Here is a 23,380-nt window from a genome sequence, read left to right as displayed (position 1 = left end):
CGATGGGCAACCGTCTCTCCAAGATCTACACCCGCACCGGCGACGACGGCAGCACCGGCCTGGGCGACGGCAGCCGCGTCGCCAAGGATTCGGCGCGCGTCGGCGCCTACGGCACGGTCGACGAGGCCAACTCGACGATAGGCCTGGTCCTGGCCAGCGAGCTGCCGGACGCGATCCGCGACCAGCTGGTCGCGATCCAGCACCAGATGTTCGATCTCGGCGGCGAGCTGTGCATCCCCGGCCACGCCGCCATCTTCGACGCCGACATCGACCGCCTCGAACAGTGGCTGGACGCGCATAACGAAGACCTGCCGCCGCTGAAGGATTTCATCCTGCCGGGCGGCGGCGAAGCCGCGGCGCGCTGCCACATCGCGCGCACCGTGGTGCGCCGCGCCGAGCGCGAGACGGTGGCGTTGTCGCGGCTGGAAGACGTGCGCCCCGAAGCCGTGCGTTACCTCAATCGCCTCTCCGATCTGCTGTTCGTGCTGGCCCGTGTGCTCGCGCGCTGCAGCGGCCACGGCGAGGTGCTGTGGAACCACGAGCGCCGCAAGGGCTAGCGATGCGCGTCTATACGCATCCGGCCTGCACACGCCACGACCCGGGTCCGGGTCATGCCGAGCGGCCGCTGCGCCTGGTCGCGGTCACCGAAGCCCTGCGCGAATCCTTCGCCGCCCTGGACTGGCACGAGGCGCCCAGCGCCAGCCGCGGCCAACTGCTGCGCGCGCACGACGACGCCCTGCTGGCGCTGGTGCTGGACACGCCGGTCGACGGGCCGATGCAACTGGATCCCGACACCGTGCTGGCGCCGGGCTCGGCCGAGGCCGCCCTGCGCGCGGCCGGCGCCGGCGTGGCCGCGGTCGATGCGGTGCTCAAGGGCGAGGAGACGCGCGCGTTCTGCGCGGTGCGCCCGCCCGGCCATCACGCCACCGGTTCGGCCGCGATGGGCTTCTGCCTGTTCAACAACATCGCCGTCGCCGCCGCCCACGCCTGCGACAAGCACGGCTTGGCGCGGGTGGCGGTGATCGATTTCGACGTCCACCACGGCAACGGCACCCAGGCGATCTTCGACACCGATCCGCGCGTGCTGTACGTGAGCTCGCACCAGATGCCGCTGTACCCCGACACCGGCTACGCCGACGAGCGCGGAGTCGGCAACATCATCAACGCGCCGCTGCCGCCCGGCGCCGGCAGCGAGACCTTCCGCAAGGTCTGGCGCGAGCGCCTGCTGCCGGCGATCGACGCGTTCCGACCGCAGCTGGTGCTGATCTCGGCCGGCTTCGACGCGCACCGGCGCGACCCGCTCGCGCAACTGGAGCTGGACGGCGACGACTACCGGTGGATCACCGCCGAACTGGTCGCGATCGCCGACAAGCACGCGCTGGGCCGCGTGGTCTCCATGCTCGAAGGCGGCTACGACCTGGCCGCCCTGCGCGAATGCGCGGTGGCCCACGTGGGCGCCCTGCTCGCGCCCGCGCGCTGAGCGCGATCGCCGGCCCGGGCTAACCGCTGCGGCGCCGGCCGGCCTATATTCGCAGTCGCCTTCCCTCGCGGCGACGGACCCGGTCCGTGGCCGCGCCGCCGTTTCCGCGACTGCCTACAAGGACCGTTCCATGACCCGTTCCGGTTTCGCCCGCACCCCTCTGGCCCTGGCCCTGGCCTTGGCCGCGCTGATCCCCGTCTGCGCCGCCACCGCCGCGACGCCGTCGGCCCAGGCCACGCCCGCGACGGCGCTGCCGTCCAAGCAGTACCGCATCCAGGACTTCATCGACACCGTCGGCGTGGCCGGCGCCTCGTTCTCGGCCGACGAATCGCGGCTGCTGTTCTCGTCCAACAAGTCCGGCATCTGGAACGCCTATTCGATGCCGGTGGACGGCGGCGAATGGACGCCGGTGACGCGCTCGACGGTCGACAGCACCTATGCGGTCGCCTACTTCCCGCATGACGACCGCGTGCTGTTCACCCGCGACCAGGGCGGCAACGAGCTCAATCACCTGTACGTGATCGGCAGCGACGGCAAGGAGCGCGACCTCACCCCGGGCGACAAGCTCAAGGCCGCCTTCGCCGGCTTCAGCCACGACGGCCGGCACTTCTACGTCAGCAGCAACGAGCGCGATCCCAAGGTGTTCGACCTCTACCGCTACGCCAGCGGCGACTACGCGCGCGAGCTGGTCTATCGCAACGCCGACGCCTACGAGATCGGCCCGATCTCGGCCGACGGCCGCTGGATCGCGCTGTCCAAGCCCAACACCACCAACGACTCCGACCTGTTCGTGGCCGAATTGAGCAGCGGCAAGGCCACCAAGGTCTCCGCGCACAGCGGCGAGGCCCAGTTCGCCGGCCAGGATTTCAGCCCCGACTCCAAGTGGCTGTACTACACCGCCAACGACCAGGGCGAGTTCGCGCAGTTGCGTCGGGTCGAGCTGGGCAGCTGGAAGCACGAACCGGTGCAGAGCAGCGACTGGGACATCACCGACAACTACTTCTCGCATGACGGCAAGTACCGCGTGGTCGCGATCAACCAGGACGGCAGCACCGCGATCCAGGTGTTCGACTACGCCAGCGGCAAGCCGGTCGTCTTGCCCAAGCTGCCGGCCGGCGAGATCCGCAACGTCAGCATCTCGCGCTCGGAAAAGCGCATGGCGTTCTACCTCAACGGCGACCGCCAGCCCAACGACCTGTACACGCTCAGCTTCGGCGGCCAGCCCAAGCAGCTCACCCGCTCGCTCAACCCCGCCATCGCCGCGACCGACCTGGTCGACTCCAGCGTGGTGCGCTTCAAGAGCTTCGACGGCATGGCGATCCCGAACATCCTGTGGAAGCCGCACCAGGCCACCGCCCAGGCCAAGGCGCCGGCGCTGGTGTGGGTGCACGGCGGCCCGGGCGGCCAGACCACCCGCGCGCACAGCGCGGTGATCCAGTACCTGGCCAACCACGGCTACGTGGTGCTGGGCATCAACAACCGCGGCAGCTCCGGCTACGGCAAGACCTTCTTCGCCGCCGACGACGGCAAGCACGGCCGCGAGCCGCTGCAGGACACGATCTCGGCCAAGAAGTACCTGCAATCGCTGGACTACGTCGATCCCGACCGCATCGGCATCATCGGCGGCAGCTACGGCGGCTACATGACCGTGGCCGCGCTGGCCTTCCACCCCGACGAGTTCAAGGTCGGCGTCGACATCTTCGGCGTGACCAACTGGTTGCGCACGCTGGAGAGCATCCCGCCGTACTGGGAGAGCTTCCGTCTGGCGCTGTACAAGGAGATCGGCGATCCGGCCACCCAGCGCGATTTCCTGATCGCGACCTCGCCGCTGTTCCACGCCGACAAGATCAACAAGCCGCTGATGGTGCTGCAGGGCGCCAACGACCCGCGCGTGATCAAGCCCGAGTCCGACGAGATCGTGGCCGCGGTGCGCAAGAACGGCGTACCGGTGGAGTACGTCGTGTTCGACGACGAAGGCCACGGCTTCAGCAAGAAGAAGAACCAGATCGAGGGCTACGGCAAGATCCTGAGCTTCCTCGACACCTACCTGAAGGGCGACGGCGTGCCGCCGCGCACCGGCCAGCCCTGAGCCCGCGGGCGGGCGCGATCCGCGCGCCCGCCGCCTCCGCCGCCCGGCCGCGCCACGGCCGGGCGGCATCGTATCCGGCCCCCGAACCGTGGCGACCGGCCCCGTCCGCGCTCGTCGCCCGCCCGGGGCCGCGCATGCGCATCGCGCGGGCCCCGCGGGTGCCGTCCGCGCGCGCAAGATGAACGACGCGGGCCCGCGGCCGGCGTTTCGCGTTGCCCCCCTGCAAGGGATGCGGCAAGCTAACGGCCGATTTCTGTCCGCCGGATGGCCGCGTGCACAAACCCCTACGCCTGCTTCCCTTGTCGCTGTGCATCGCCATCGCGCTGCCCGCCCAGGCCGCCTCCGGCGACGACGAGGAGAATTGGGGCCTGTGCCCGATCCAGGACGTGGTGCCCGCGTTCGCCGACGCGCCGGCCCCGGTCGGCACCGCCGAAGAGCGCACCAGCAACCCCACCGACATCGACGGCGGCGTGCTCGAACGCGCCGGCGACGACGAGAACATCGTCGTCCAGGACAACGTCAAGCTCAGCCGCGGCGACCAGTTCATCGGCACCGACAAGCTGTCCTACAACGAGAACACCGGCAAGTACACCGCCGACGGCAACGTGCGCTACCAGGACAACGGCATGCGCATGACCGCGCAGCGCGCGTCCGGCGACCAGAATGCCGACACCCACCGCATCGAGGACGTGCAGTACCAGCTCACCCAGCGTCGCGGCAACGGCGGCGCCGAGCGCATCGACCTCACCGGCGCCAAGGGCAAGCTGGTCGGCTCCACCTATTCCACCTGCCCGCCCAACCAGCGCGTGTGGGAGCTGCGTTCGCGTCAGATCGACCTGGACACCGAGGACGGATTCGGCGTCGCCCACAACGCGACCCTGCACATCGGCAAGGTGCCGGTGCTGTACGTGCCCTGGTTCAAGTTCCCGATCGACGAGCGCCGCCAGACCGGCCTGCTGTATCCGGCGATCTCGCTCTCGGGCAAGAACGGCTTCGACTACAAGCAGCCGATCTACCTCAACCTGGCGCCGAACTACGACGCCACCTTGTACCCGCGCATCATGGCCAAGCGCGGCGGCGTGCTCGGCGGCGAATTCCGCTGGCTGTACCCGGACGGCAAGGGCGAGGTCTACGCCAACTTCATGCCCAGCGACAAGCTGCCGGGCGACCGGCCGTCGCGCTATACCGACTACGCCGACCAGGCCTTGCGCCCCGAGGAACTGCCGGAAGACAACCGCGGCCAGTTCGCGCTCAAGGCCAGCCACAGCCTGGACGCCAACTGGTACGCCTCGACCAACCTGGCCTGGGTCAGCGACAAGTACTACCTGCAGGACTTCAGCAACAGCCTGTACGGCGTGTCCGCCTACTCGATCCGCAGCGACATCGGCCTGTACGGCCGCGGCCGCCACTGGGAGGCCGGCCTCATGGCCGACCACTACCAGCTCGCCGACTACACCCTGACCGAACGCAGCCTGCCCTACGACCGTCTGCCGCGCGCCTACTTCCGCTGGGCGCAGCCGTTCGGCCGCTGGTTCGAGGCCGGCGTCGATACCGAACTGGTGCGCTTCCAGCACACCGACGAAATCGTGCGCTACGCCCAGGCCGACGGTAAGCGGGTCTCGCGCGACGTGGCCCTGCCCGGCGGCAGCCGCTTCGACGTCAAGCCCTACCTGTCCCTGCCGCTGGAGGGCGCGAGCTGGTTCATCCGTCCCAAGCTGGCGTTCCGCTACACCGCCTACGAGTTGGAAGCGGCCAAGGCGCGCGAACTGGCGACCACCAACGCGCGCGCCTACGCCCAGCAGCAGGGCATCCCGTACACGCCGGATATGGATGCGCGCTTCTACGACAAGTCGCCCAACCGCAGCCTGCCGATCACCTCGGTCGACGCCGGCCTGTACTTCGACCGCGACACCACCATCCGCGGCGATCGCTACCTGCACACCCTGGAGCCGCGCGTGTTCTACCTGCGCGCGCCCTATCGCAACCAGGACAGCCTGCCGATCTTCGACACCGACCCCATGACCTTCAGCTGGGGCCAGCTGTTCCGCGACAACCGTTACAGCGGCGCCGACCGCCAGGCCGACGCCAACCAGCTCACCGTGGCCTTGACCACGCGCCTGATCAGCGAGGACGACGGCCGCGAGCGGCTGTCGGCCAGCATCGGCCAGATCCAGTACTTCGACGACAGCCAGGTCACCGTGCCCGGCGAAAGCCCGATCGAACAGGGCAAGTCGGCCTGGGTCGCCGACGTCAGCGTGTCGCCCAGCGATCGCTGGACCATCAACGGCACCTACCAGTACAACCCCAAGTTCCGCGGCCAGGACCTGGCCAGCCTGCGCGCGCGCTACCTGTTCGGCGACGCCGGCATCGTCAACATCGGCTACCGCTACCGCCGCAATCCGGTCACCCGCAAGGATCTGCTGGAGCAGGCCGACCTGTCGTTCCTGTATCCGATCAACGAGAACTGGAGCGTGGTCGGCCGCTATTACTACTCGCTGCTGGACAAGAAGCCGCTCGAGCAGATCGCCGGCCTGCAGTGGGAAAGCTGCTGTCTGGCGGTGCGCGTGGTGGCCCGCCGCTACCTGCGCGACCGCTCCGGCGACCTCAACAGTTCGCTTCAGGTCGAGTTCGAACTCAAGGGCCTAGGCTCGGCCGGACAGAACACGGAGCGGGTATTGCGCCGTGCTATTCTCGGCTACGATCGCGACGATCTTTATCTCGTGCCGCCCTCGTCCGTGACCCGCGGCCAGACCGATCCCACCCCCGACCCGACCCTATGAAGAAACTACTCGCTTGTGTGCTGGCCGTCGGCGTGCTGTCCGGCGGGGTGCTGCTGCCCATCGGCGCGGCGTCCGCCCAGGAAGTGCAGCCGATCGATCGTATCGCCGCGGTGGTGGACGAGGACGTGGTCCTGCGCACCGAACTCGACCGCGCCGTGACCAACATCCTGGCCCAGTACGCCGGCCGCGAGAACCAGCTGCCGCCGCGCGACGTGCTGGAACGGCAGGTGCTCGAGCGCCTGATCCTGCTCAAGATCCAGGTCGCCTACGCCCAGAACAGCGGCGTGCGCGTGACCGACCAGGAAGTCGACCAGGCCATCGGCGGCATCGCCCAGCAGAACCGCATCAGCCTCGAGCAGCTGCGCCAGCAGCTGGCCCGCGACGGCGGCAGCTACAACGAATTCCGCGCCTCGATCCGCGACGAGCTGCTGACCCAGCGCCTGCGTCAGCGTTTCGCCCAGACCCGCGTGTCGGTCAGCGACGCCGAGATCGACGCCGCCCTGGCCGCGCAGGCCAACTCCGGCACCCAGTACCACCTGGCCCACATCCTGGTCGGCCTGCCCGAGGGCGCCACCGCCGAGCAGATCGCCACCGCCCAGAAGAAGATCGAGGGCGTGAAGGCCCTGATCGACAAGGGCGAGATGGACTTCGCCGCGGCCGCGGTGCGCTACTCCGACAGCCCCAACGCGCTGGAAGGCGGCGACCTGGGCTGGCGCAGCACCGACGAAATCCCGAACGCCTTCGCCGAGCTGATGCGCAACATGAGCGCCGGCCAGGTGACCGCGCCGATCCGCGGCCCCAGCGGCTTCCAGCTGCTCAAGCTGGTCGAGACCCGCGACGCCTCGCAGGCCGCGCCGGCCATGGTCACCCAGTACAAGGCCCGCCACATCCTGGTCCGCGTCACCGACACCGTCACCGAAGCGCAGGCCAAGGCCAAGGCCGAGACCCTGCGCGCGCGTCTGGCCGGCGGCGCCGCCTTCGACGAAGTGGTCAAGGACAGCGAAGACCTGAATTCGCGCGCCAAGGGCGGCGACCTCGGCTGGTTCACCCAGGACGAGTTCGGTCCCGAGTTCGGCGGCGCCGTCGCCGGCCTGCAGGACAACCAGATCTCGCAGCCGATCCGCACCCCGGCCGGCTGGCACATCGTCGAGCGCACCGGCAGCCGCCAGACCGACGTCGGCGACCGCAACCGCCGCGCCCAGGTCCAGGAGACCATCGGCCGGCGCAAGCTCGAGGACGAGTGGAACCGCTTCCTGCGCGAGAAGCGCGGCGAAGCCTTCGTCGACATCCGCGTCGGCAAGGCCGCCACCGCCGACGCCCCCGCGGCGCCCGCCAGCGGCGGCTGAGTGAGCCCTCCCCGGCTCGCGCTGGTGCCGGGCGAGCCGGCCGGCGTCGGGCCGGAGTTGTGCCTGCGGCTGATCCAGCGCCCGCGCGACTACGCCCTGACCGCCTACGCCGACCCGCGCAGCCTGCGCGCCGCGGCCGAAGTCCTGAACCTGCCTTTGAAGCTGCTGCCGCCTGAACAGGCGGCGCTGCGGCCGGGCGAGCTGTCCCTGGTCGAGATCGAACAGGCCAGCCTGCCCGCCTTCGGCAGCGCCGACCCCGCCAACGCCGCCGCCGTGATCCGGGCCCTGCACGAGGCCGCCCAGGGCTGCCTGAGCGGCGACTACGACGGCCTGGTCACCGGCCCGGTGCACAAAGCCGCGATCAACCAGGGCGGCATCCCCTACACCGGCACCACCGAACTGCTGGCCGCCCAGGCCGGGCGCGAGGTGGTGATGATGCTGGCCAACGACCTGGTCCGGGTCGCCCTGGCCACCACCCACCTGCCGCTGCGCGCGGTCGCCGACGCGATCCAGGCCGAGCCGCTGGCGCGCACCCTGCGTATCGTCCACGCCGCCCTGCGCGCCGATTTCGGCATCGCCGAGCCGGCCATCGCCGTGCTCGGGCTCAACCCGCACGCGGGCGAGGCCGGGCATCTGGGGCGCGAGGAGATCGAGGTCATCGAACCGGTGCTGGCCGCGCTGCGCGCCCAGGGCCTGAACCTGATCGGCCCGCTGCCGGCCGACACCGCCTTCCTGCCGGCCAAGCTGCGCGGCTTCGATGCGGTGGTGGCCATGTACCACGACCAGGGCCTGCCGGTGCTCAAGTACAGCGGTTTCGAGCGCGCGGTGAACCTGACCCTGGGCCTGCCCTACCCGCGCGTCGCCGTCGACCACGGCACCGCCCTAGACTTGGCCGGCCGCGGCCTGGCCGACCCTTCCAGCCTGATCGCCGCGGCCGAGACCTGCGCCCGCATCGCGCGCACCCGCCAGCACGGAGCACCGTCATGACCGGCACGGCCAAAGCCCACGCCAAAGGCTTCACCGCCGACGCCAAGAAGCACCTCGGCCAGCACTTCCTGCACGACCGCGACATCATCGCGATGATCGTGCAGGCGGTGGATCCGCAGCCCGGCGACCGCCTGGTCGAGATCGGTCCCGGCCAGGGCGCGATCACCTTCCCGCTGCTGGACCGCCACGGCGAGCTGACCGTGATCGAGTTCGACCGCGACCTGATTTTCCCGCTCACCGAGGGCGCGCGCGCCCACGGCACGCTCGAGGTCATACACCGCGACGTACTCACCGTCGATTTCGGCGCGCTGGCCCACAACAACGGGCCGATCCGCCTGGTCGGCAACCTGCCCTACAACCTGTCCTCGCCGATCCTGTTCCATGCGCTGGAACACGCCGAAGCGATCGTCGACATGCACTTCATGCTGCAGAAGGAAGTCGTCGACCGCATGGCCGCCGGCCCCGGCAGCAAGGTCTACGGCCGGCTCGGGGTGATGCTGCAGGCCTATTGCGAGGTCACCGCCCTGTTCGACGTGCCGCCGGCCGCGTTCCGGCCGCCGCCGAAGGTGGATTCGGCGGTGGTGCGGCTGATCCCGCGCGCGCCCGAGCGCATCGGCATCGACGACCACGCGCGTTTCGCGCGGGTGGTGCGCGACGCCTTCGGCCAGCGCCGCAAGACCCTGCGCAACGCGCTGTCGCAGATCTGCGACGCGGCGGCGATCGAAGCCGCCGGCGTGCGCCCCGATGCGCGCGCCGAGCAGATCGAGGTCGCCGATTTCGTGCGTCTGGCGAATTCGCTGAAGGACCTGGCGCCGGAAAACTGAGCCGCGGTACCGGGTTCGCGGGGCGTCGCCACGGCCTCCGGCGGCGTCCGCGCGGCCGCAACGCGACCTGGTACGCGAATGCTCATTCCCGCTTCATGCCCGCTTTGCTTACACTGCCGGCATGGAACACCGCCACGACTACGCTTTCGACATCGCCGTCGCCACCCGCTACCTCGACGATCAGTCCGAGCCGGAGCAGGACCGCTACGTCTTTGCCTACACCATCAACATCCGCAACGCCGGGCGCGTGCCCGCGCGCCTGCTCTCGCGCCACTGGGTGATCACCGACGCCAACGGCAAGGTCCAGGAGGTCGAGGGCGAAGGCGTGGTCGGCGAGCAACCCTGGCTGCGCCCGGGCGAGGACTTCGAGTACACCTCCGGTGCCGTGCTGGAAACCAGCCTGGGCACGATGGAGGGCAGCTATGCGATGGTCGCCGACGACGGCACCCGCTTCGAAGCGCCGATTCCGGCCTTCACCCTGACCGTGCCGCGCACTCTGCACTGACGGCACGGAACGATCGGATATGAGCGTCTGGGCCATCGGCGACCTGCAAGGCTGCTACGACCCCACCCAGCGATTGCTGGAGCGGATCAATTTCGACCCCGCCCGCGACCGGTTGTGGTTCTGCGGCGACCTGGTCAACCGCGGCGGGCAGTCGCTGGAGACGCTGCGCCTGGTGCATTCGCTGCGCGCCAACAGCGTGGTCGTGCTGGGCAACCACGACCTGTCGCTGCTGGCGATCGGCGAACGCCGCGAGGAAGAGCAGCGCAAGGTCAACCCCGACCTGCAGCGCATCGTGCTGGCCGAGGACCGCGACGAACTGCTGGGCTGGCTGCGCCGGCAAAAGCTGGTCCACGCCGATCGCTCGCTGGGCTGGATGATGGTGCACGCCGGCCTGGCGCCGAAGTGGACCACCCAGTTGGCCGAACGCCACGCGCGCGAGATCGAAGAGCGCCTGCACAGCGATCAGTACCAGCGCCTGCTCAAGAACATGTACGGCGACCGCCCGGCCTGGAATCCCAAGCTGGCCGGCATCGACCGCCATCGCGCGATCATCAACATCTTCACCCGCCTGCGCTATTGCACCCCGCGCGGCCGCATCGCCTTCGAGGACAAGGGCAGCCCGGGCACTCAGCCGGTCGGCCTGTATCCCTGGTACGAAGTGCCGGGCCGGGTCGAGCGCGACCTCAAGATCGTGTGCGGCCACTGGTCGACGCTGGGCTTGTTCATCGGCCACGGCGTGCACGCGATCGACACCGGCGCGGTCTGGGGCGGCAAGCTCACCGCCCTGCAGCTGGACACCGACGAGCTGCGCATCGTGCAGGTGCCGGGCCGCGACGTGCCGGCCAATCCGCCCAAGCCGCGGCCGCCGCGCCCGGCATGAAGCCACGCATCGCGACGCTGCTGCGCTACGCGGCCGTCGCCTTGCTGGCCGCGGCCTGCGCGGCTTGCGCGGACCGCTCCAGCGACAGTCCGGCCCAGCCTGCGGCCGCGCAAGCGCCCGCCGCCGCGCCGCCCGCGCCTGCGCGCGCGAGCGCGCCCACCCATCCGCTGGTGCGCGCGGCGCGCGCCCAGGTCGGCGTGGTGCGTTACTACGATCCCGCCTACGTGCGTCTGGACTATCCCGGCGGCGACGTCGCCGCCGACCGCGGCGTGTGCACCGACGTGGTGATCCGCGCCCTGCGCGCGCAGGGCCTGGACCTGCAGCAGGCGGTGCACGAGGACATGCGCGCGAATTTCGCGCGCTATCCGCAAAGCTGGGGCGCGCGCGGCACCGACCGCAGCATCGACCACCGCCGCGTGCCCAACCTGCGGCGCTGGTTCGAACGTCAGGGCTGGCAGCAGACCGTCAGCGATCGCGCCGTCGATTACCGCCCCGGCGATCTGGTCACCTGGGACCTGGGCGGCGGCACCCCGCACATCGGCATCGTCTCCGACCGCAAAGGCTGGCGCGGCAACCCGCTGATCCTGCACAACATCGCGCGCGGCACCGAGGAGGGCGATCTGTTGTTCGCCTACGAGATCACCGGGCATTACCGGCCGATGCTGGAACGCGCGCTGGCGAGCACGCCGTAGGGTGCGGCGGTAACCGCATCGCCCGAATTCGCGGCGATGCGGTTCGCCTGCGGCTCACCGCATCCTACGGGGTCGATGGTGCGGGGCCGGGGCCCGGCCTCAGGCGTCCATGCCGATGCGCGCGTAATCGACGAACTCGAACGCGAAGGCGTGGCGTTCGTCGGCGCCGTGATGTTCGCGCGCGAGCACGCGCCAGTCCTGGAGGTCGAAGCGCGGGAAATGCGCGTCCGCGTCGGCGACCACGGTGTCGACGTAAGTCAGGTGCAGATGGGTCGCGGCTGGCAGGCACAGCGTGTAGATCTCGCCGCCGCCGATCACGCACAACTCCGGCGCGCCGTCCTCGTGGGCGAGCGCGAGCGCTTCCTCGACCGAGGTCACCGCCTGCATGGCCGGGTACGGCACCTCGCCCGAACGCGTGAGCACCAGGTTGCGCCGGCCCGGCAGGGCGCGGCCCAGCGACTGCGCGGTCTTGCGCCCCATCAGCACCGGCTTGCCCAGGGTCAGCGCCTTGAAGCGCTTGAGATCGTCGGGCAGGCGCCACGGCAGTTCGTTGCCGCGGCCGATGCCGCGGTCGCGGTCCAGCGCCGCGATCAGCGACAGGCGCATCACGGCCGCTTACGCCAGACGCGGTCCAGCGAGTAGCGCCCGCCGCCGGTGAACATCAGGCACAGCCCGGCCGCGACCAGGGCCAGGGCCGGAAACGCGCCGGGATACGGCGCTTTCGAATCCACCATCCATACCGCGACCACGAAGTTGATCGCGATCATCAGGCCGGCGAAGCGCGTGCACAGTCCCAGCACCAGGGCCAGGCCGCCGAAGAACTGGCCGATCACCGACAACACCGCGCACAGCAGCGGAAACGCGAAGCCGTGGTGGACCATGAAATCGCGGAACTCGAGCATGCGCGCCCAGGAAAACACGTTGTCCTGGGTCATGACCATCAGGTGCGCGCCGATCGCGACGCGCAGGATCAACAAGCCCAGATCGGCGCGCCGCGCACACGCGTCCTCGACCGCCTGGTGCCATCTCGCTATCGCGTTCATCCGCTCACCTCATTCGCAAACCGGGCGCCTCTCCCTGCGGTCCGCCCGCCGCTTCCCGCGGCGGGACGCGGCAACGCGCTTACTTCTTGTCGCGCGGGCAGCTCATCATCACCGGCACCAGCTTGGTGACCATGTCGGTCATCATGGCCTTGAACGCCGGCGATTCGTCCATCTTGTCGGTCATCTCGGTCATGGCCTTTTCGACCTCGACGTTCGAGGCCTGGCTGTGCTGCAGGTACTGCTTGCCGGCCGGCGTGTCGACGAAGGCCAGGTAGGCGTTGAGATCGCCCTCGGTCAGCTGCTTGCGCATGGCCGCCAGGATCTGCGCCTTGAGCTCCGGCGAATGGAAGTAATCGGTGATGGCCTTGCGGAACTCGTTCTTGGAGAACTCGTCGATCGCCTTGCCCAGCGCCGGACAGGCCTTGGCCTCGGGCTTGGACATCGCGCCCTCGCGGAACTTCTCCGACAGCTCGTCGATGCCGAGCTGCTCGATCTGATGGCCGTAGGTCATCTGGAAATAGCGCTCCAGCGCGGCCTCGTACTTCGGCGAGGTCGCCGCCTGCGCGTTGACCAGGCCCACAACGATGGCCAACGCGAGCGCGCCGGCGGACACGATTCCCTTGATATTCGACACTGCACTTCCCCTCGTGGTGATGGCGATCTGTTGCGACGGCACGACCACGCGCCCGCCGCTCCCCGTTAACGGCATGCTCAACCCGCGCCCTGCTCCGCGCGGCATCGCTTCAACTGCTCGCGCGCGTTTTGCAGCGCATCGACCATGGCGGTGGCGAAGCGGCTGTCCTGGCTGACGCTGCGCAGGAAATCCGCACTCAGCTCGCGGAACGAACTGGCTATCTTGGCCGACTGCTCCGGACGCGACGGCGCATTGCCGCCCTCGGCGGTCATGCGCAGTTGCTCGGCATCGTAGACTTCCACCAGGATGTCCTCCACGCGCCGCTGCATCTGTTCGCTGAAGAACAGCTCCAACACCAGCGCCGTGGTGTCGCGCTCGAGATCGGCGCGCGCCTGCCGCTTGGAGGCGGCTTCGCAGCCGTCGAGCGCGCTGGGCTCGCCGCTGGCCAGGCTGTCCGCATAGGCTTTCTTCATCATTTCGCGCAGCGCCGGCTGGATACGCGCGTAAGCGCGGGCGGCCAGCGCGCGCTCGTCGTCCGTGGTCTGCGCGGACGCGGCCGGCAGCCACAAGGCCGCCATCAGCAAGGCCGCGAACGCGGCCCGGGTCAGGGTGTCGAACCGCATCGCAATTCCATCCTTTCGATCGCCACGATCATCTCGTCGTCGAGCGCGAAATCGGCCGGGCGCTCGTAGCGCAGCACGGCCATCTTCTCGCCCATGGGCGCCATCCACATCGTCGCGGCGCCGCCACCGTCGCGCACCGAGTCCATGCGGTAGGCGCGTCGTTCGCCCAGCGTCACCCAGCCGTTGACCTTGCCCAGGGTCTGGCGCTGCATCACCGCCAGTCCCTGCATCAGCATCTCGAGGTTCTTCTCGCTGCGCAGGTCCGGCGGCGCGCTCGCGCAGGATTGCAGCAGGCTCGCCTGCGCGGTCTTGCCGTTGCGGGTGTGGCGCAGGACCTGGCTGCTGCGCGGGCCGTTGCCGGTGGTCTGCAATGCCGGCGGCTCGGCGTCGATGCCGGCCGGCAGGCGGATGCTGCCGGCGGGACCGTCGGCGCGGACCGGCTCCGGATCGGCGGCGAGCAGCGCGGTCGCGCACAGCGTCGCGACCAGGCCCAGCGCCCAGGCGGCGGTGACGGCTCCTTGTCCCCTCATGCGCCCTCCCCCGGGGCTATGCCCTCAGACCGCGACCGGCGCCTTGATCGCCGGCAAGGGGTCGTAGTGTTCGATCGCGATGTCGTCGTAGCGGAAACCGAAGATGTCGGTCACCTGCGGATTCAGCGTCAGCGTCGGCAGCGCGCGCGGTTCGCGCGACAGCTGCTCGCGCGCCTGTTCGTAATGGTTGGAGTACAGATGCGCGTCGCCCAGGGTGTGCACGAAATCGCCCACCCCCAGCCCGCAGACCTGCGCGACCATGTGGGTCAGCAGGGCGTAGCTGGCGATGTTGAACGGCACGCCCAGGAAGATATCGCCGCTGCGCTGATAGAGCTGGCAGCTGAGCTTGCCGTCGGCGACGTAGAACTGAAACATGGTGTGGCAGGGCATCAGCGCCATGCGCGGCAGGTCGGCGACGTTCCAGGCGCTGACGATCAGGCGGCGCGAATCCGGATTGCGCTTGATCTCGTCGATCACCCAGCGGATCTGGTCGATCTCGACCCCATCGGCGCCGGCCCAGCGTCGCCACTGCTTGCCGTAGACCGGGCCCAGCTCGCCGTCGGCGTCGGCCCATTCGTCCCAGATGCTGACCTTGTTGTCCTTCAGGTAGGCGACGTTGGTATCGCCCTGCAGGAACCACAGCAGCTCGTGCACGATCGAGCGCAGGTGCAGCTTCTTGGTCGTGACCAGCGGGAAACCCTGGTTCAGATCGAAGCGCAGTTGCCAGCCGAACACGCTGCGCGTGCCGGTGCCGGTGCGGTCGGATTTTTCGCTGCCGTGCTCCAGCACGTGCCGCAGCAGGTCGAGGTATTGGCGCATCGGTCAGCCCTCCTTCGGCGCGACGGCTTGCGGTTGCAGGGTCGGCGAGCGGCGCGACAGCCACAGCCAGTACAGGCCCAGCAGGATCAGCGGCACGCTCAGCAACTGTCCCATGGTCAGCCAGCCGAAGGCGATGTAGCCGGGCTTGGCGTCGGGCACGCGCACGAACTCGACCAGGAAGCGGAAGCAGCCGTACAGCAGCGCGAACAGGCCCGACACCGCATAACGCGGACGCGGCTTGCTGGAGAACCACCACAGCAGCACGAACATGGTCAGGCCTTCGAGCGCGGCCTGGTAGAGCTGCGAGGGATGGCGCGCGAAATGATTGAGCGCGCCGCTGGCGTACTGGCTTTGGATCTGCTGCGCAGTCCAGTTGCTGAGCTCCGGCGCGCGCGGGAAGATCACGCCCCAACCGGCCTCGGTGAACTTGCCCCAGAGCTCGCCGCCGATGTAGTTGCCGAGGCGGCCGAAGCCCAGGCCCGGCGGCACCAGCGGGGCGACGAAATCCATCACGTCGAAGAAATGCAGGCGGTGCTTGCGCGCCCACCACAGCGCCGCGGCCATCACGCCCAGCAAACCGCCGTGGAAGCTCATGCCGCCTTCCCAGATGCGGAACAGCATCAACGGATCCTGCAGCAGATCGCCGAAGGCGTAGAACAGCACGTAGCCGAAGCGGCCGCCCAGCACCACGCCGAGCATGGCGTAGAACAGCAGGTCGCCGTAGGCCTGTTCGCTCACGCCCGGCAGGCGCCCGGCGCGCACCCGGCGCTGCCCCAGCCACCAGGCCAGGCCGAAGCCGATCAGGTACATGATCCCGTACCAATGCACTTGCAGCGGGCCGAGATGGACGGCGATCGGATCGATCTGGTGCAGGTAGATCATGCGGCGTAGCGGCCCGGCGGTTTGGGGATGCCGGTATTGTGCCCGAGGGGCATGGCGCGTGCCTTGCCCGGCCGTGACCGGAAGGCGATTGCGGCGAAACGGTGCGTCGCGGCCGGCGGGCCGGCCCGCGGGCCCCCGCTGGTCGCTTTGGGGTAGGAGCGACGTGAGTCGCGACCGGACTCCAGCGGCTGGCGCAGGCTAGCGGGGCCGCGGTCGCGGCTTACGCCGCTCGCCCGAAGCCCGAGCCGCCAGGCCCGAGTCGCGCCTCAAAGAATCCGCGGCAGGTCCGGCAGCTCGTTCACGTCCTGATCGCCGTCGGCACGCGGGTAGTGCTCGGCCAGCAGCGCCGACAGCGCCTCGATCCCGCCCAGCACGGCGGCCTCGGCATCGCCCAAGCGCAGGCGCTCCTCGACCAGCTGACAGACCCCGCGCCACTGCTCGGCGCTGACCCGACCTTCGAAGCCGCGATCGGCGACGATCTCGATGCGGTGATCGGCCAGCAGCAGGTACAGCAGCACGCCGTTGTTGGCGCGCGTGTCCCAGACCCGCAGCTGCGCGAACGCGTCCATGGCCGCTGCGCGCGCCTGGCGCCCGGCCCAGACCGCGCGCGGGTGCAGCGCGGGCTCGACCGCGAAACAGATCTCGCCGGTGTGGCGCAGCTCGCTGGCCGCGATCGCCGCGGCGATGCGCCGCAGCAAGGGCTCGGGGAACAGGCGCGCGGCCGAGGGGGCGAACAGGTGCTTGAGCAGGCGCATGGGCGTGGTCTCCGTCACCAACTTCCGGAGGCGCCACCGCCTCCGCTCATGCCGCCGCCACCGGACCAGCCGCCGCCACCGCCGCCGCCGAAACCGCCTCCGCCCCAACCACCGCCGCCACCGCCCCAACCGCCCCAGCCCGCGTCGCGGGCGAAGCGGCCGCCGCGCGGCGTGCTGATCAGGCCGATCACGAAACCGATCGCCGCGCCGATGCCGCCGACCAGCAGCAAGGAGGACAGCAGCCAGGCCACGCCGCCGGCCGCGCCGGCGCCGAGCAGGGCGCGCAGCGGGCGCGGCGCGCCGTTGAAGATGGCGCGCGCGACCTGGGCCACGACGAAGGCCACGAACAGGGCGATCAAAAAGCTCTCGCCGCCGCCACCGCCCTCGTCGCCGCGGTTGTCGGCCATCGGTGCGGGCAAGGGTTCGCCGTCGATGAGCTTGGTCAGCGCCGCGCTGGCCTCGGTGATGCCGCCGGCGTAGTCGCCGCTACGGAAATGCGGCACCAGATATTCCTGGATCACGCGGCTGGCGGTGGCATCGGGGATCGCGCCTTCCAGGCCGTAACCGACCTCGATGCGGACCCGCCGGTCTTCCTTGGCGACCACCAGCAGGACGCCGTCGTCGACGCCCTTGCGGCCGATCTTCCACTGCTCGAACGCGCGCACCGCGTACTGGGCGATGTCTTCGGGCTGGGTGGTCGGCACCACCAGCACCTGCAGCTGACTGCCCTTGCGCTGTTGCAGCGCGCGCGCCTGCGCTTCCAGGTTCTGGCGGGTAGCGGCGTCGAGGGTGCCGGTGGTGTCGATCACCGGCGCATCCAGGGCCGGGATCGGCGCCAGCGACTGCGCCTGCGCGAGCGCGCAGGCCAGCCACAGCAGCAACACGGCGAACCAGCCGCGCGCCAGGGCGCGGCCGGCGTTCGCGAATGCGCGCTTCATCGCCCGGCGTCCGCCGCCGCGCCGATCAGCCCGCCGGCGCCGGCTGCTGCTGCGCGGGCGCCTGCTGCGGCGCGGGCTGCGCGGCCGGCTGGCCGAAGTCGACCTTGGGCGCTTCCTGGATCTGCTGCTCGTTCTCGACCGAGAAGTTGGGCTTGGCCTTGTAGCCGAACATCATCGCGGTCAGGTTCTGCGGGAACGAGCGCACGTAGGTGTTGTAGTCCTGCACCGACTGGATGTAGCGCTGACGCTCCACCGTGATGCGGTTCTCGGTGCCTTCCAGCTGCGCCTGCAGCTGCAGGAAGTTCTGGTCGGCCTTGAGCTGCGGATAGTTTTCGCTGACCACCAGCAGACGGCCGATCGCGCTCTTGAGTTCGCCCTGGGCCTGCTGGAATTGCTCCACCGAGGCCGGATCGTCGGCGTTGACGTTGATGCTGCCGACCTTGGCGCGCGCCTCGGTGACCTGGGTCAGCACCTGCTGCTCGTGGCTGGCGTAGCCCTTCACGGTCGCGACCAGGTTGGGCACCAGATCGGCACGTCGCTTGTAGACGTTGAGCACCTGCGACCAGGACGCCTTCACCGCTTCGTCCTTCTGCTGGATGGTGTTGTAGCCGCAACCGCTGAGCAGGGCGGCCGCCGCTACCAGCAGCAGCGACATCATGAGCTTACGCATGGCGCAACTCCTTCGTGAGGATGGCGCATTGCACCACCCGCGCCCTGCGCTTGCAATGGACGCCGCGTGAGGATCGCGTCACGGTCGCGGCGCCGCCGCGAGGGCGGCGCCGTGCGCGTCTGGCCTCAGTCGGGCTTGACCCGCGCCATGGCGCGGCGCTTGGCCCACAGGTTGAGGCACTCGACCAGGGCCGAGAAGCCCATCGCGCCGTAGATGTAGCCCTTCGGGATGTGCAGCTCGAAACCGTCGGCGATCAGGTACACGCCGACCAGGACGATGAAGGCCAGGGCCAGCATCTTGATGGTCGGGTTGCGGTCGATGAACTCGCCCAGCGGCTTGGAGGCCAGCAGCATCACCGCCACCGCCAACAGGATCGCGGCGACCATCACCGGGGTGTGGCTGGCCATGCCGACCGCGGCGATCACCGAGTCCAGCGAGAACACGATGTCGATCACCGCGATCTGCGCGATCACCGCCATGAACGAAGCGGCCGGCTTGGTGTGCATGTCCTCGGACTCGCCCGCGCCGACGATCATGTCGCGCATTTCCATCGAGCCCTTCACCAGCAGGAAGGCGCCGCCCAGGATCAGGACCAGGTCGCGCACCGAGATGCCCTGGCCGAACACCGAGAACAGGTCGCTGGTCAGACCGGCCAGCCAGGCCAGGGTCAGCAGCAGCGCGATACGCGTGATGCAGGCCACCGCGATACCGAACTTGCGGGCCTTCTCGCGTTGCGCGTACGGCAGCTTGCTGACCGCGATCGAGATGAAGACGAGGTTGTCGATGCCCAGCACGATCTCGATCGCGCTCAGGGTGACCAGGGTGATCCAGACTTGCGGATCGGTTAGCAGCTCAATCACTAGCGGGTTTCCTAGGCTTACAAAACGGTGGGCACGCGCCAGGCGCGCGACGGTTTGGGGGCGGGTGCGCTCAGAACAGGCGCGGCACGACGATCGCGCCCCAGGTCAGCAGTACGTTCATCATCAGCACGAACACCGCGGCCGAGCCCATGTCCTTGGCGCGGCCGGCGAGTTCGTGGAATTCCGGGCCGTAGCGTTCGATCACCGCTTCCACGGCCGAGTTCAACAGCTCGATGCTCAGCACCAGCAGCATCGAACCGATCAGCAGCACGCGCTCGACCGGGGTCTGGCCCAGCCACCAGCCCAGCGGCGCCAGCACCACGAACAGATAGACCTCGAGCCGGAACGAGGATTCGTGCAGCCAGGCCGCGCGCAGGCCCTGCATGGACCACATCGCCGCCTTGAAGATGCGCGCAGGGCCGCGCGGCAGATGGCCGAATTCGTCTGCCATGGCGGCCTCAGGGAGCGAGAGTGGGAGCGACGCCGGCCGGAGCGGCCGGTGGCAGGACGGAAGTCGCGGCGGCGCGGCCGCGGCGGGACTGCTCGGTCATGGGCATGAGGGTCGGGCTCTCTCCGGACGGGCCGGCGGGGCGCAGCCGGCGGCCGCTACAGGGCATGGATTTTGCCATAAGCCCCGCTCGCCCGCCCCGGCGACGACCGTGCCGGATGCGGCGAACGCGGGTCCGCACCGGGTTTCGCGCCCGCTTAGCGCGGCCGGCGCTAGCCTGCGCGCGCCTGAACCGATCCAAGGCGCCTGCCGCCCTGCCTGGCCCCACGCGTGGCGCCGGAACTTCCAGCCAGGGACGGACCGCAGCCGACGCCGGCCGGGCCAGGCCGGCGTGCAATCGCAGCCGGTGAGAATCGCGCGGGTCAGCATCGGCGCCACCGCCGCGCCGCCGCGACCGTTTCGACCCACCCGCGCGCATCCGAGCCTTGCGCAGGCGGCGCCCGACCGAACCCACCCACTCACGGAGACACCGACATGGCCGTACAGCCCCGCCCCGATGGTTACCACAGCGTCACGCCCTACGTGATCGTGCACGACGCCAATGCCGCCATCGATTTCTACGTGCGCGCCTTGAACGCGACCGAGATCTACCGCCTGCCGATGGGCGACAAGATCGGCCACGCCGAGATCCGTATCGGCGACAGCGTGATCATGCTGTCCGACGAGTGGCCCGAGATGAACGCGCTCAGCCCCAAGACCCGCGGCGGCGCGACCACGGCTTTCATGATCTACGTCGACGACGCCGATGCCGCGTTCGCCCAAGCGACCCAGGCCGGCGGCAAGGTCGACAAGCCGCTGCAGAACCAGTTCTGGGGCGACCGCACCGGCACCATCGTCGATCCCTTCGGCCACAAGTGGACCCTGGCCACGCACGTCGAGGACGTGTCGGAGGAGGAAATGCAGGCGCGGATGCAGGAGTGGTCGTCGCAGCAGGGGGCGTGAGCGCGGCGCTTTCGAACCTCACTCCTTCCGCGCAGACGTCGACGAGCTGCTGCTCTTTCCTTGCCCTGGGCCCGCGGGGCCGGATGAGGATCCGGGTTGTGGTGGGACCCGATGTTCGCAGCGGACCCTCGCCCCTATCGCACCCAGGCCCGACCGCAGCGCGGTCGGGCCTTCGGTAACGCGCCGACCACCGGCTCGCAAGCGCTGCCCTTCACCCTGCCTGCGACGAGCGTAGGAAGCGCAAAGCCGAGCGGGGGCCCGAAGGGCGGATGTGAGCAGCGTCTCGCTCACTCCTCTTCGTGTATCGCCGTTCCCCGGCTCCCGTCCGGCTTCACCCAGCCGCGGAACATGCTGCCGCTGTTGAACGGCATCGCGATGTGCCCTTCGCGGTCCAGCGCGATCGCGCCGCCGTCGCCGCCGGCGGCGGGAATGATCTTGTTGATGACCTCGTCGGCCGCCGCCTGCAGGCTGTCGCCGCGGTAGGCCACGCGCGCGCAGATGTCGTGGGCGGCGTTGTAGCGGATGTAGTACTCGCCCCAGCCGGTGCCGGACACGCCGCAGCGCTCATCGGCCCAGGTGCCGGCGCCGATCACCGGCGAATCGCCGACGCGGCCGTAACGCTTGTTGGTCATGCCGCCGGTGCTGGTGGCCGCGGCGATATGGCCCTGGCGGTCCAACGCGACCGCGCCCACGGTGCCGAAGTACTTGCCCGGGTCGACGGTCGCGTTGGCTTCGCGCTTGCCCTTGGCCGCTTCCTCGCGCTGCGCCTTCTCCAACTGCTGGCGGCGCTTGGGCGTGTCGAAGTAGGTGTTGGGCACGCGTTCGATCTCGGGACGCGTGTCGGCGAACGCTTCCGCACCCGCGCCGGCCAGCATCACGTGCGGGCTGTGTTCCATCACCGCGCGCGCCAGCTTGATCGGGTTCTTGATCGTGGTGACGCCGGCGACCGCGCCGGCGCGACGGGTGTGGCCCTCCATGATCGAGGCGTCCAGCTCGTGACCGCCGCGGGCGTTGAACACCGCACCCTTGCCGGCGTTGAAGATCGGCGAGTCCTCCAGCACCACGACCACGGCCGACACCGCGTCCAGCGCGCTGCCGCCGCCCTTGAGCACGCCGTAACCGGCGTCGAGGGCACGATTGAGATCGGCGTGCGCGGCCTTGCGGTCGGCCTCGCTGAGCGAATCGCGCGGCACGAAGCCGGCGCCGCCGTGGATCACCAACGCGATCGGGCGTTCGCCGGCGGGCGGGGTCTGGGCGAGAGCGGCGGGGCTGGACATGGCGGCGAGGCTCAACAGCAGGATCGGCAGGCGCATGGCGGTCTCCTTCAAGAACGCGAGGATAGCCGCTTGCGCGCGCTAAGGCTGCTTGGCCGCCGCGGTCGCCACGTCGCGCTCCCAATAGCCGCGCAACTGGTTGCGCTGGCGCGGGCTCAGGCCCTCGGCGCAGGCCTCCCACAGCGACTGCGCGGCGGCGGCATCGCCCAGCGCCCAGGTCTCGCGCGCCGCCTCCAGCAGGGCGCGCCGGCGCACATCGAGATTGCCGAACGGATCGAAGTACGAGTCCACGCGCGCGGCGTCCTTGACGCCGTTCCAGACGAAGCGCGCATCGCCGGCGTCGGCGGCGATGGCGCGGTAGCGCACGATCGCGTCCTCGCGCCGGATCCGCGCCTGCAGCAGATCCAGCCGGACCCGGAACAAACGCGTCTGCGGCGTGGCGCCCCGGGCCTCCAGCGCATCCAGCGCGCGCGTCGCATAGGCGTAGTCCACCTGGCCGGACTGCGACTGCAGCCCCAGCAGGTTGAAGCTGGCGATCGCGGTGAGGTACTCGGGCCGCTCGTGCGCGGCGATATCGGCCGCACCGGGGCGGCCGTAGCTCGAGGGCTGGACCAGGCGCAGGCCGGGTTCGTCCTTCAGGATCGCTTCGATGTCGTGCTTGTGGAATTCGCCGACCACCACCGCCACGGTGCCGCCGGGATGCGCGCGTGCGGCGGCCAGGATGCGCCGCGCCTGCATGTAGGTCCGGTACAAGTACAGGCGCCGCGCCAGATCGTTCTTGGCGTTGGCGGCCGGTGTGGTCGCCCACTGCGTCACTTTCTGCAGATTGGCCGCATCGTCGGCATGGAAGAAATCGCGCTGCAGCGTTTGCGCGCCGAAGTTGAGGAAGCTGGGGAAACCCTTGAGCAGACGCAGCTCCGGCGGCGCGTCCAGGGCCATGCCGAAGCCCAGGCGCTGGTCCTCGACCGGCGGCTCCCAGTCGATCGGGCACAGCTCGATCCCGCTGCGGCGCGCATACGGCACCACCACGTCCTGCACTTCGTAGGTGAACTCGTAGTAGTCGCCGCGGGCGTAGGCTTCCGGCGCGCGCTCGATGCAGATCGCATCGGGTTTCACGCGCGCCAGGAACGCCTCCAGCAACGCCGGCGGATCGCGCGGCGCGACCAGCTGCGCGGCGTGGTCGACGCCGAGGATGGTCACCGTCGTCGGCGCCGCGGCCGTGTCCGCGGCCTGGGCGCCGAACGCCACCGACATCAACACGGCCCAGGGCCACCACTTGCTCATAGTCGTTCCCGTCGCGATAGTCGGACGCACGATGC

The 23,380-nt window shown here is 69.8% G+C and carries 25 protein-coding genes; 11 read left to right on the top strand and 14 right to left on the bottom strand.

Annotated elements, in window-relative coordinates; translation table 11 throughout:
* The first annotated feature begins 2 nt into the window (after positions 1 to 2).
* The 10 genes from BMZ45_RS19525 (at position 3) to BMZ45_RS19480 (ending at position 11,583) form a co-directional block, all read left to right on the top strand.
* A complete protein-coding gene (locus tag BMZ45_RS19525; protein WP_091638180.1) occupies positions 3 to 557 on the top strand; it encodes a cob(I)yrinic acid a,c-diamide adenosyltransferase in 555 nt (184 codons plus the stop codon).
* A gap of 2 nt (positions 558 to 559) precedes the next feature.
* Positions 560 to 1,480 carry a histone deacetylase family protein gene (locus BMZ45_RS19520; protein WP_091638179.1) on the top strand — a complete coding sequence of 307 codons (921 nt, stop codon included), beginning with the start codon at positions 560 to 562 and terminating at the stop codon, positions 1,478 to 1,480.
* A 130-nt stretch (positions 1,481 to 1,610) separates the two neighbouring features.
* The gene (locus tag BMZ45_RS19515; protein ID WP_091638178.1) at positions 1,611 to 3,569 is read left to right on the top strand and encodes a S9 family peptidase; all 1,959 of its coding nucleotides are present in this window, start codon (positions 1,611 to 1,613) and stop codon (positions 3,567 to 3,569) included.
* Positions 3,570 to 3,841: 272 nt separating this feature from the next.
* Entirely contained in the window at positions 3,842 to 6,349 is a 2,508-nt protein-coding gene (lptD, locus tag BMZ45_RS19510; RefSeq protein WP_091638177.1) for an LPS-assembly protein LptD, read from the top strand.
* Positions 6,346 to 7,695: a peptidylprolyl isomerase gene (locus BMZ45_RS19505; protein WP_091638176.1), complete on the top strand. Its 1,350-nt coding sequence runs from the start codon at positions 6,346 to 6,348 to the stop codon at positions 7,693 to 7,695. The genes lptD and BMZ45_RS19505 overlap by 4 nt, the downstream gene beginning before the upstream one ends.
* Entirely contained in the window at positions 7,696 to 8,682 is a 987-nt protein-coding gene (pdxA, locus tag BMZ45_RS19500) for a 4-hydroxythreonine-4-phosphate dehydrogenase PdxA (RefSeq protein WP_091638175.1), read from the top strand.
* Complete coding sequence (rsmA, locus tag BMZ45_RS19495; RefSeq protein ID WP_091638174.1) at positions 8,679 to 9,506, top strand: 16S rRNA (adenine(1518)-N(6)/adenine(1519)-N(6))-dimethyltransferase RsmA; 828 nt, start codon at positions 8,679 to 8,681, stop codon at positions 9,504 to 9,506. Before pdxA ends, rsmA begins: the two co-directional genes overlap by 4 nt.
* A 121-nt stretch (positions 9,507 to 9,627) precedes the next feature.
* A complete protein-coding gene (gene apaG / locus BMZ45_RS19490) occupies positions 9,628 to 10,011 on the top strand; it encodes a Co2+/Mg2+ efflux protein ApaG (RefSeq protein WP_055900614.1) in 384 nt (127 codons plus the stop codon).
* A gap of 19 nt (positions 10,012 to 10,030) precedes the next feature.
* Positions 10,031 to 10,891, top strand: a complete 861-nt coding sequence (locus BMZ45_RS19485; protein WP_091638173.1) for a symmetrical bis(5'-nucleosyl)-tetraphosphatase — start codon at positions 10,031 to 10,033, stop codon at positions 10,889 to 10,891.
* Positions 10,888 to 11,583, top strand: a complete 696-nt coding sequence (locus BMZ45_RS19480; RefSeq protein WP_091638172.1) for a DUF1287 domain-containing protein — start codon at positions 10,888 to 10,890, stop codon at positions 11,581 to 11,583. Before BMZ45_RS19485 ends, BMZ45_RS19480 begins: the two co-directional genes overlap by 4 nt.
* A gap of 99 nt (positions 11,584 to 11,682) precedes the next feature.
* On the opposite strand, the gene BMZ45_RS19475 is transcribed toward BMZ45_RS19480, so the two are convergent.
* From BMZ45_RS19475 to BMZ45_RS19420, 12 genes are all read right to left on the bottom strand, one after another.
* Positions 11,683 to 12,189, bottom strand: a complete 507-nt coding sequence (locus BMZ45_RS19475) for a dihydrofolate reductase (protein WP_091638171.1) — start codon at positions 12,187 to 12,189, stop codon at positions 11,683 to 11,685.
* A complete protein-coding gene (locus tag BMZ45_RS19470) occupies positions 12,189 to 12,626 on the bottom strand; it encodes a DoxX family protein (RefSeq protein WP_091638170.1) in 438 nt (145 codons plus the stop codon). The genes BMZ45_RS19475 and BMZ45_RS19470 overlap by 1 nt, the downstream gene beginning before the upstream one ends.
* Before the next feature lie 79 nt (positions 12,627 to 12,705).
* Positions 12,706 to 13,260: a DUF2059 domain-containing protein gene (locus BMZ45_RS19465; protein WP_091638169.1), complete on the bottom strand. Its 555-nt coding sequence runs from the start codon at positions 13,258 to 13,260 to the stop codon at positions 12,706 to 12,708.
* A 77-nt stretch (positions 13,261 to 13,337) separates the two neighbouring features.
* Positions 13,338 to 13,883 (bottom strand): hypothetical protein, encoded by a 546-nt coding sequence (locus tag BMZ45_RS19460; protein ID WP_091638168.1) that lies wholly within the window; start codon positions 13,881 to 13,883, stop codon positions 13,338 to 13,340.
* Positions 13,865 to 14,413 carry a hypothetical protein gene (locus BMZ45_RS19455; RefSeq protein WP_091638167.1) on the bottom strand — a complete coding sequence of 183 codons (549 nt, stop codon included), beginning with the start codon at positions 14,411 to 14,413 and terminating at the stop codon, positions 13,865 to 13,867. Before BMZ45_RS19455 ends, BMZ45_RS19460 begins: the two co-directional genes overlap by 19 nt.
* A gap of 24 nt (positions 14,414 to 14,437) precedes the next feature.
* Entirely contained in the window at positions 14,438 to 15,232 is a 795-nt protein-coding gene (locus tag BMZ45_RS19450) for a thymidylate synthase (RefSeq protein ID WP_091638166.1), read from the bottom strand.
* A gap of 3 nt (positions 15,233 to 15,235) precedes the next feature.
* Positions 15,236 to 16,114 carry a prolipoprotein diacylglyceryl transferase gene (lgt, locus tag BMZ45_RS19445; RefSeq protein ID WP_091638165.1) on the bottom strand — a complete coding sequence of 293 codons (879 nt, stop codon included), beginning with the start codon at positions 16,112 to 16,114 and terminating at the stop codon, positions 15,236 to 15,238.
* Positions 16,115 to 16,380: 266 nt separating this feature from the next.
* Positions 16,381 to 16,869: a TPM domain-containing protein gene (locus BMZ45_RS19440; RefSeq protein ID WP_091638164.1), complete on the bottom strand. Its 489-nt coding sequence runs from the start codon at positions 16,867 to 16,869 to the stop codon at positions 16,381 to 16,383.
* A gap of 14 nt (positions 16,870 to 16,883) precedes the next feature.
* Positions 16,884 to 17,807, bottom strand: coding sequence for a TPM domain-containing protein (locus tag BMZ45_RS19435; protein ID WP_091638163.1), 924 nt, complete (start codon positions 17,805 to 17,807; stop codon positions 16,884 to 16,886).
* Between the two features lie 25 nt (positions 17,808 to 17,832).
* A complete protein-coding gene (locus BMZ45_RS19430; protein WP_091638162.1) occupies positions 17,833 to 18,477 on the bottom strand; it encodes a LemA family protein in 645 nt (214 codons plus the stop codon).
* A gap of 125 nt (positions 18,478 to 18,602) precedes the next feature.
* Entirely contained in the window at positions 18,603 to 19,337 is a 735-nt protein-coding gene (locus BMZ45_RS19425) for a TerC family protein (RefSeq protein ID WP_254776701.1), read from the bottom strand.
* Positions 19,338 to 19,407: 70 nt separating this feature from the next.
* Positions 19,408 to 19,788 carry a diacylglycerol kinase gene (locus BMZ45_RS19420; RefSeq protein ID WP_091638160.1) on the bottom strand — a complete coding sequence of 127 codons (381 nt, stop codon included), beginning with the start codon at positions 19,786 to 19,788 and terminating at the stop codon, positions 19,408 to 19,410.
* Between the two features lie 531 nt (positions 19,789 to 20,319).
* Between BMZ45_RS19420 and BMZ45_RS19415 the strand changes: the two genes are divergently transcribed.
* The gene (locus tag BMZ45_RS19415) at positions 20,320 to 20,787 is read left to right on the top strand and encodes a VOC family protein (protein ID WP_091638159.1); all 468 of its coding nucleotides are present in this window, start codon (positions 20,320 to 20,322) and stop codon (positions 20,785 to 20,787) included.
* A 287-nt stretch (positions 20,788 to 21,074) separates the two neighbouring features.
* On the opposite strand, the gene BMZ45_RS19410 is transcribed toward BMZ45_RS19415, so the two are convergent.
* Positions 21,075 to 22,100 carry an isoaspartyl peptidase/L-asparaginase family protein gene (locus BMZ45_RS19410; RefSeq protein ID WP_091638250.1) on the bottom strand — a complete coding sequence of 342 codons (1,026 nt, stop codon included), beginning with the start codon at positions 22,098 to 22,100 and terminating at the stop codon, positions 21,075 to 21,077.
* Positions 22,101 to 22,142: 42 nt separating this feature from the next.
* Positions 22,143 to 23,345: a hypothetical protein gene (locus BMZ45_RS19405; RefSeq protein WP_091638158.1), complete on the bottom strand. Its 1,203-nt coding sequence runs from the start codon at positions 23,343 to 23,345 to the stop codon at positions 22,143 to 22,145.
* Positions 23,346 to 23,380 lie beyond the last annotated feature (35 nt).

It is taken from the genome of Lysobacter sp. cf310, assembly GCF_900114355.1.
Lineage (GTDB): Bacteria > Pseudomonadota > Gammaproteobacteria > Xanthomonadales > Xanthomonadaceae > Lysobacter.
This window is presented reverse-complemented; position numbering and strand designations above follow the sequence as displayed.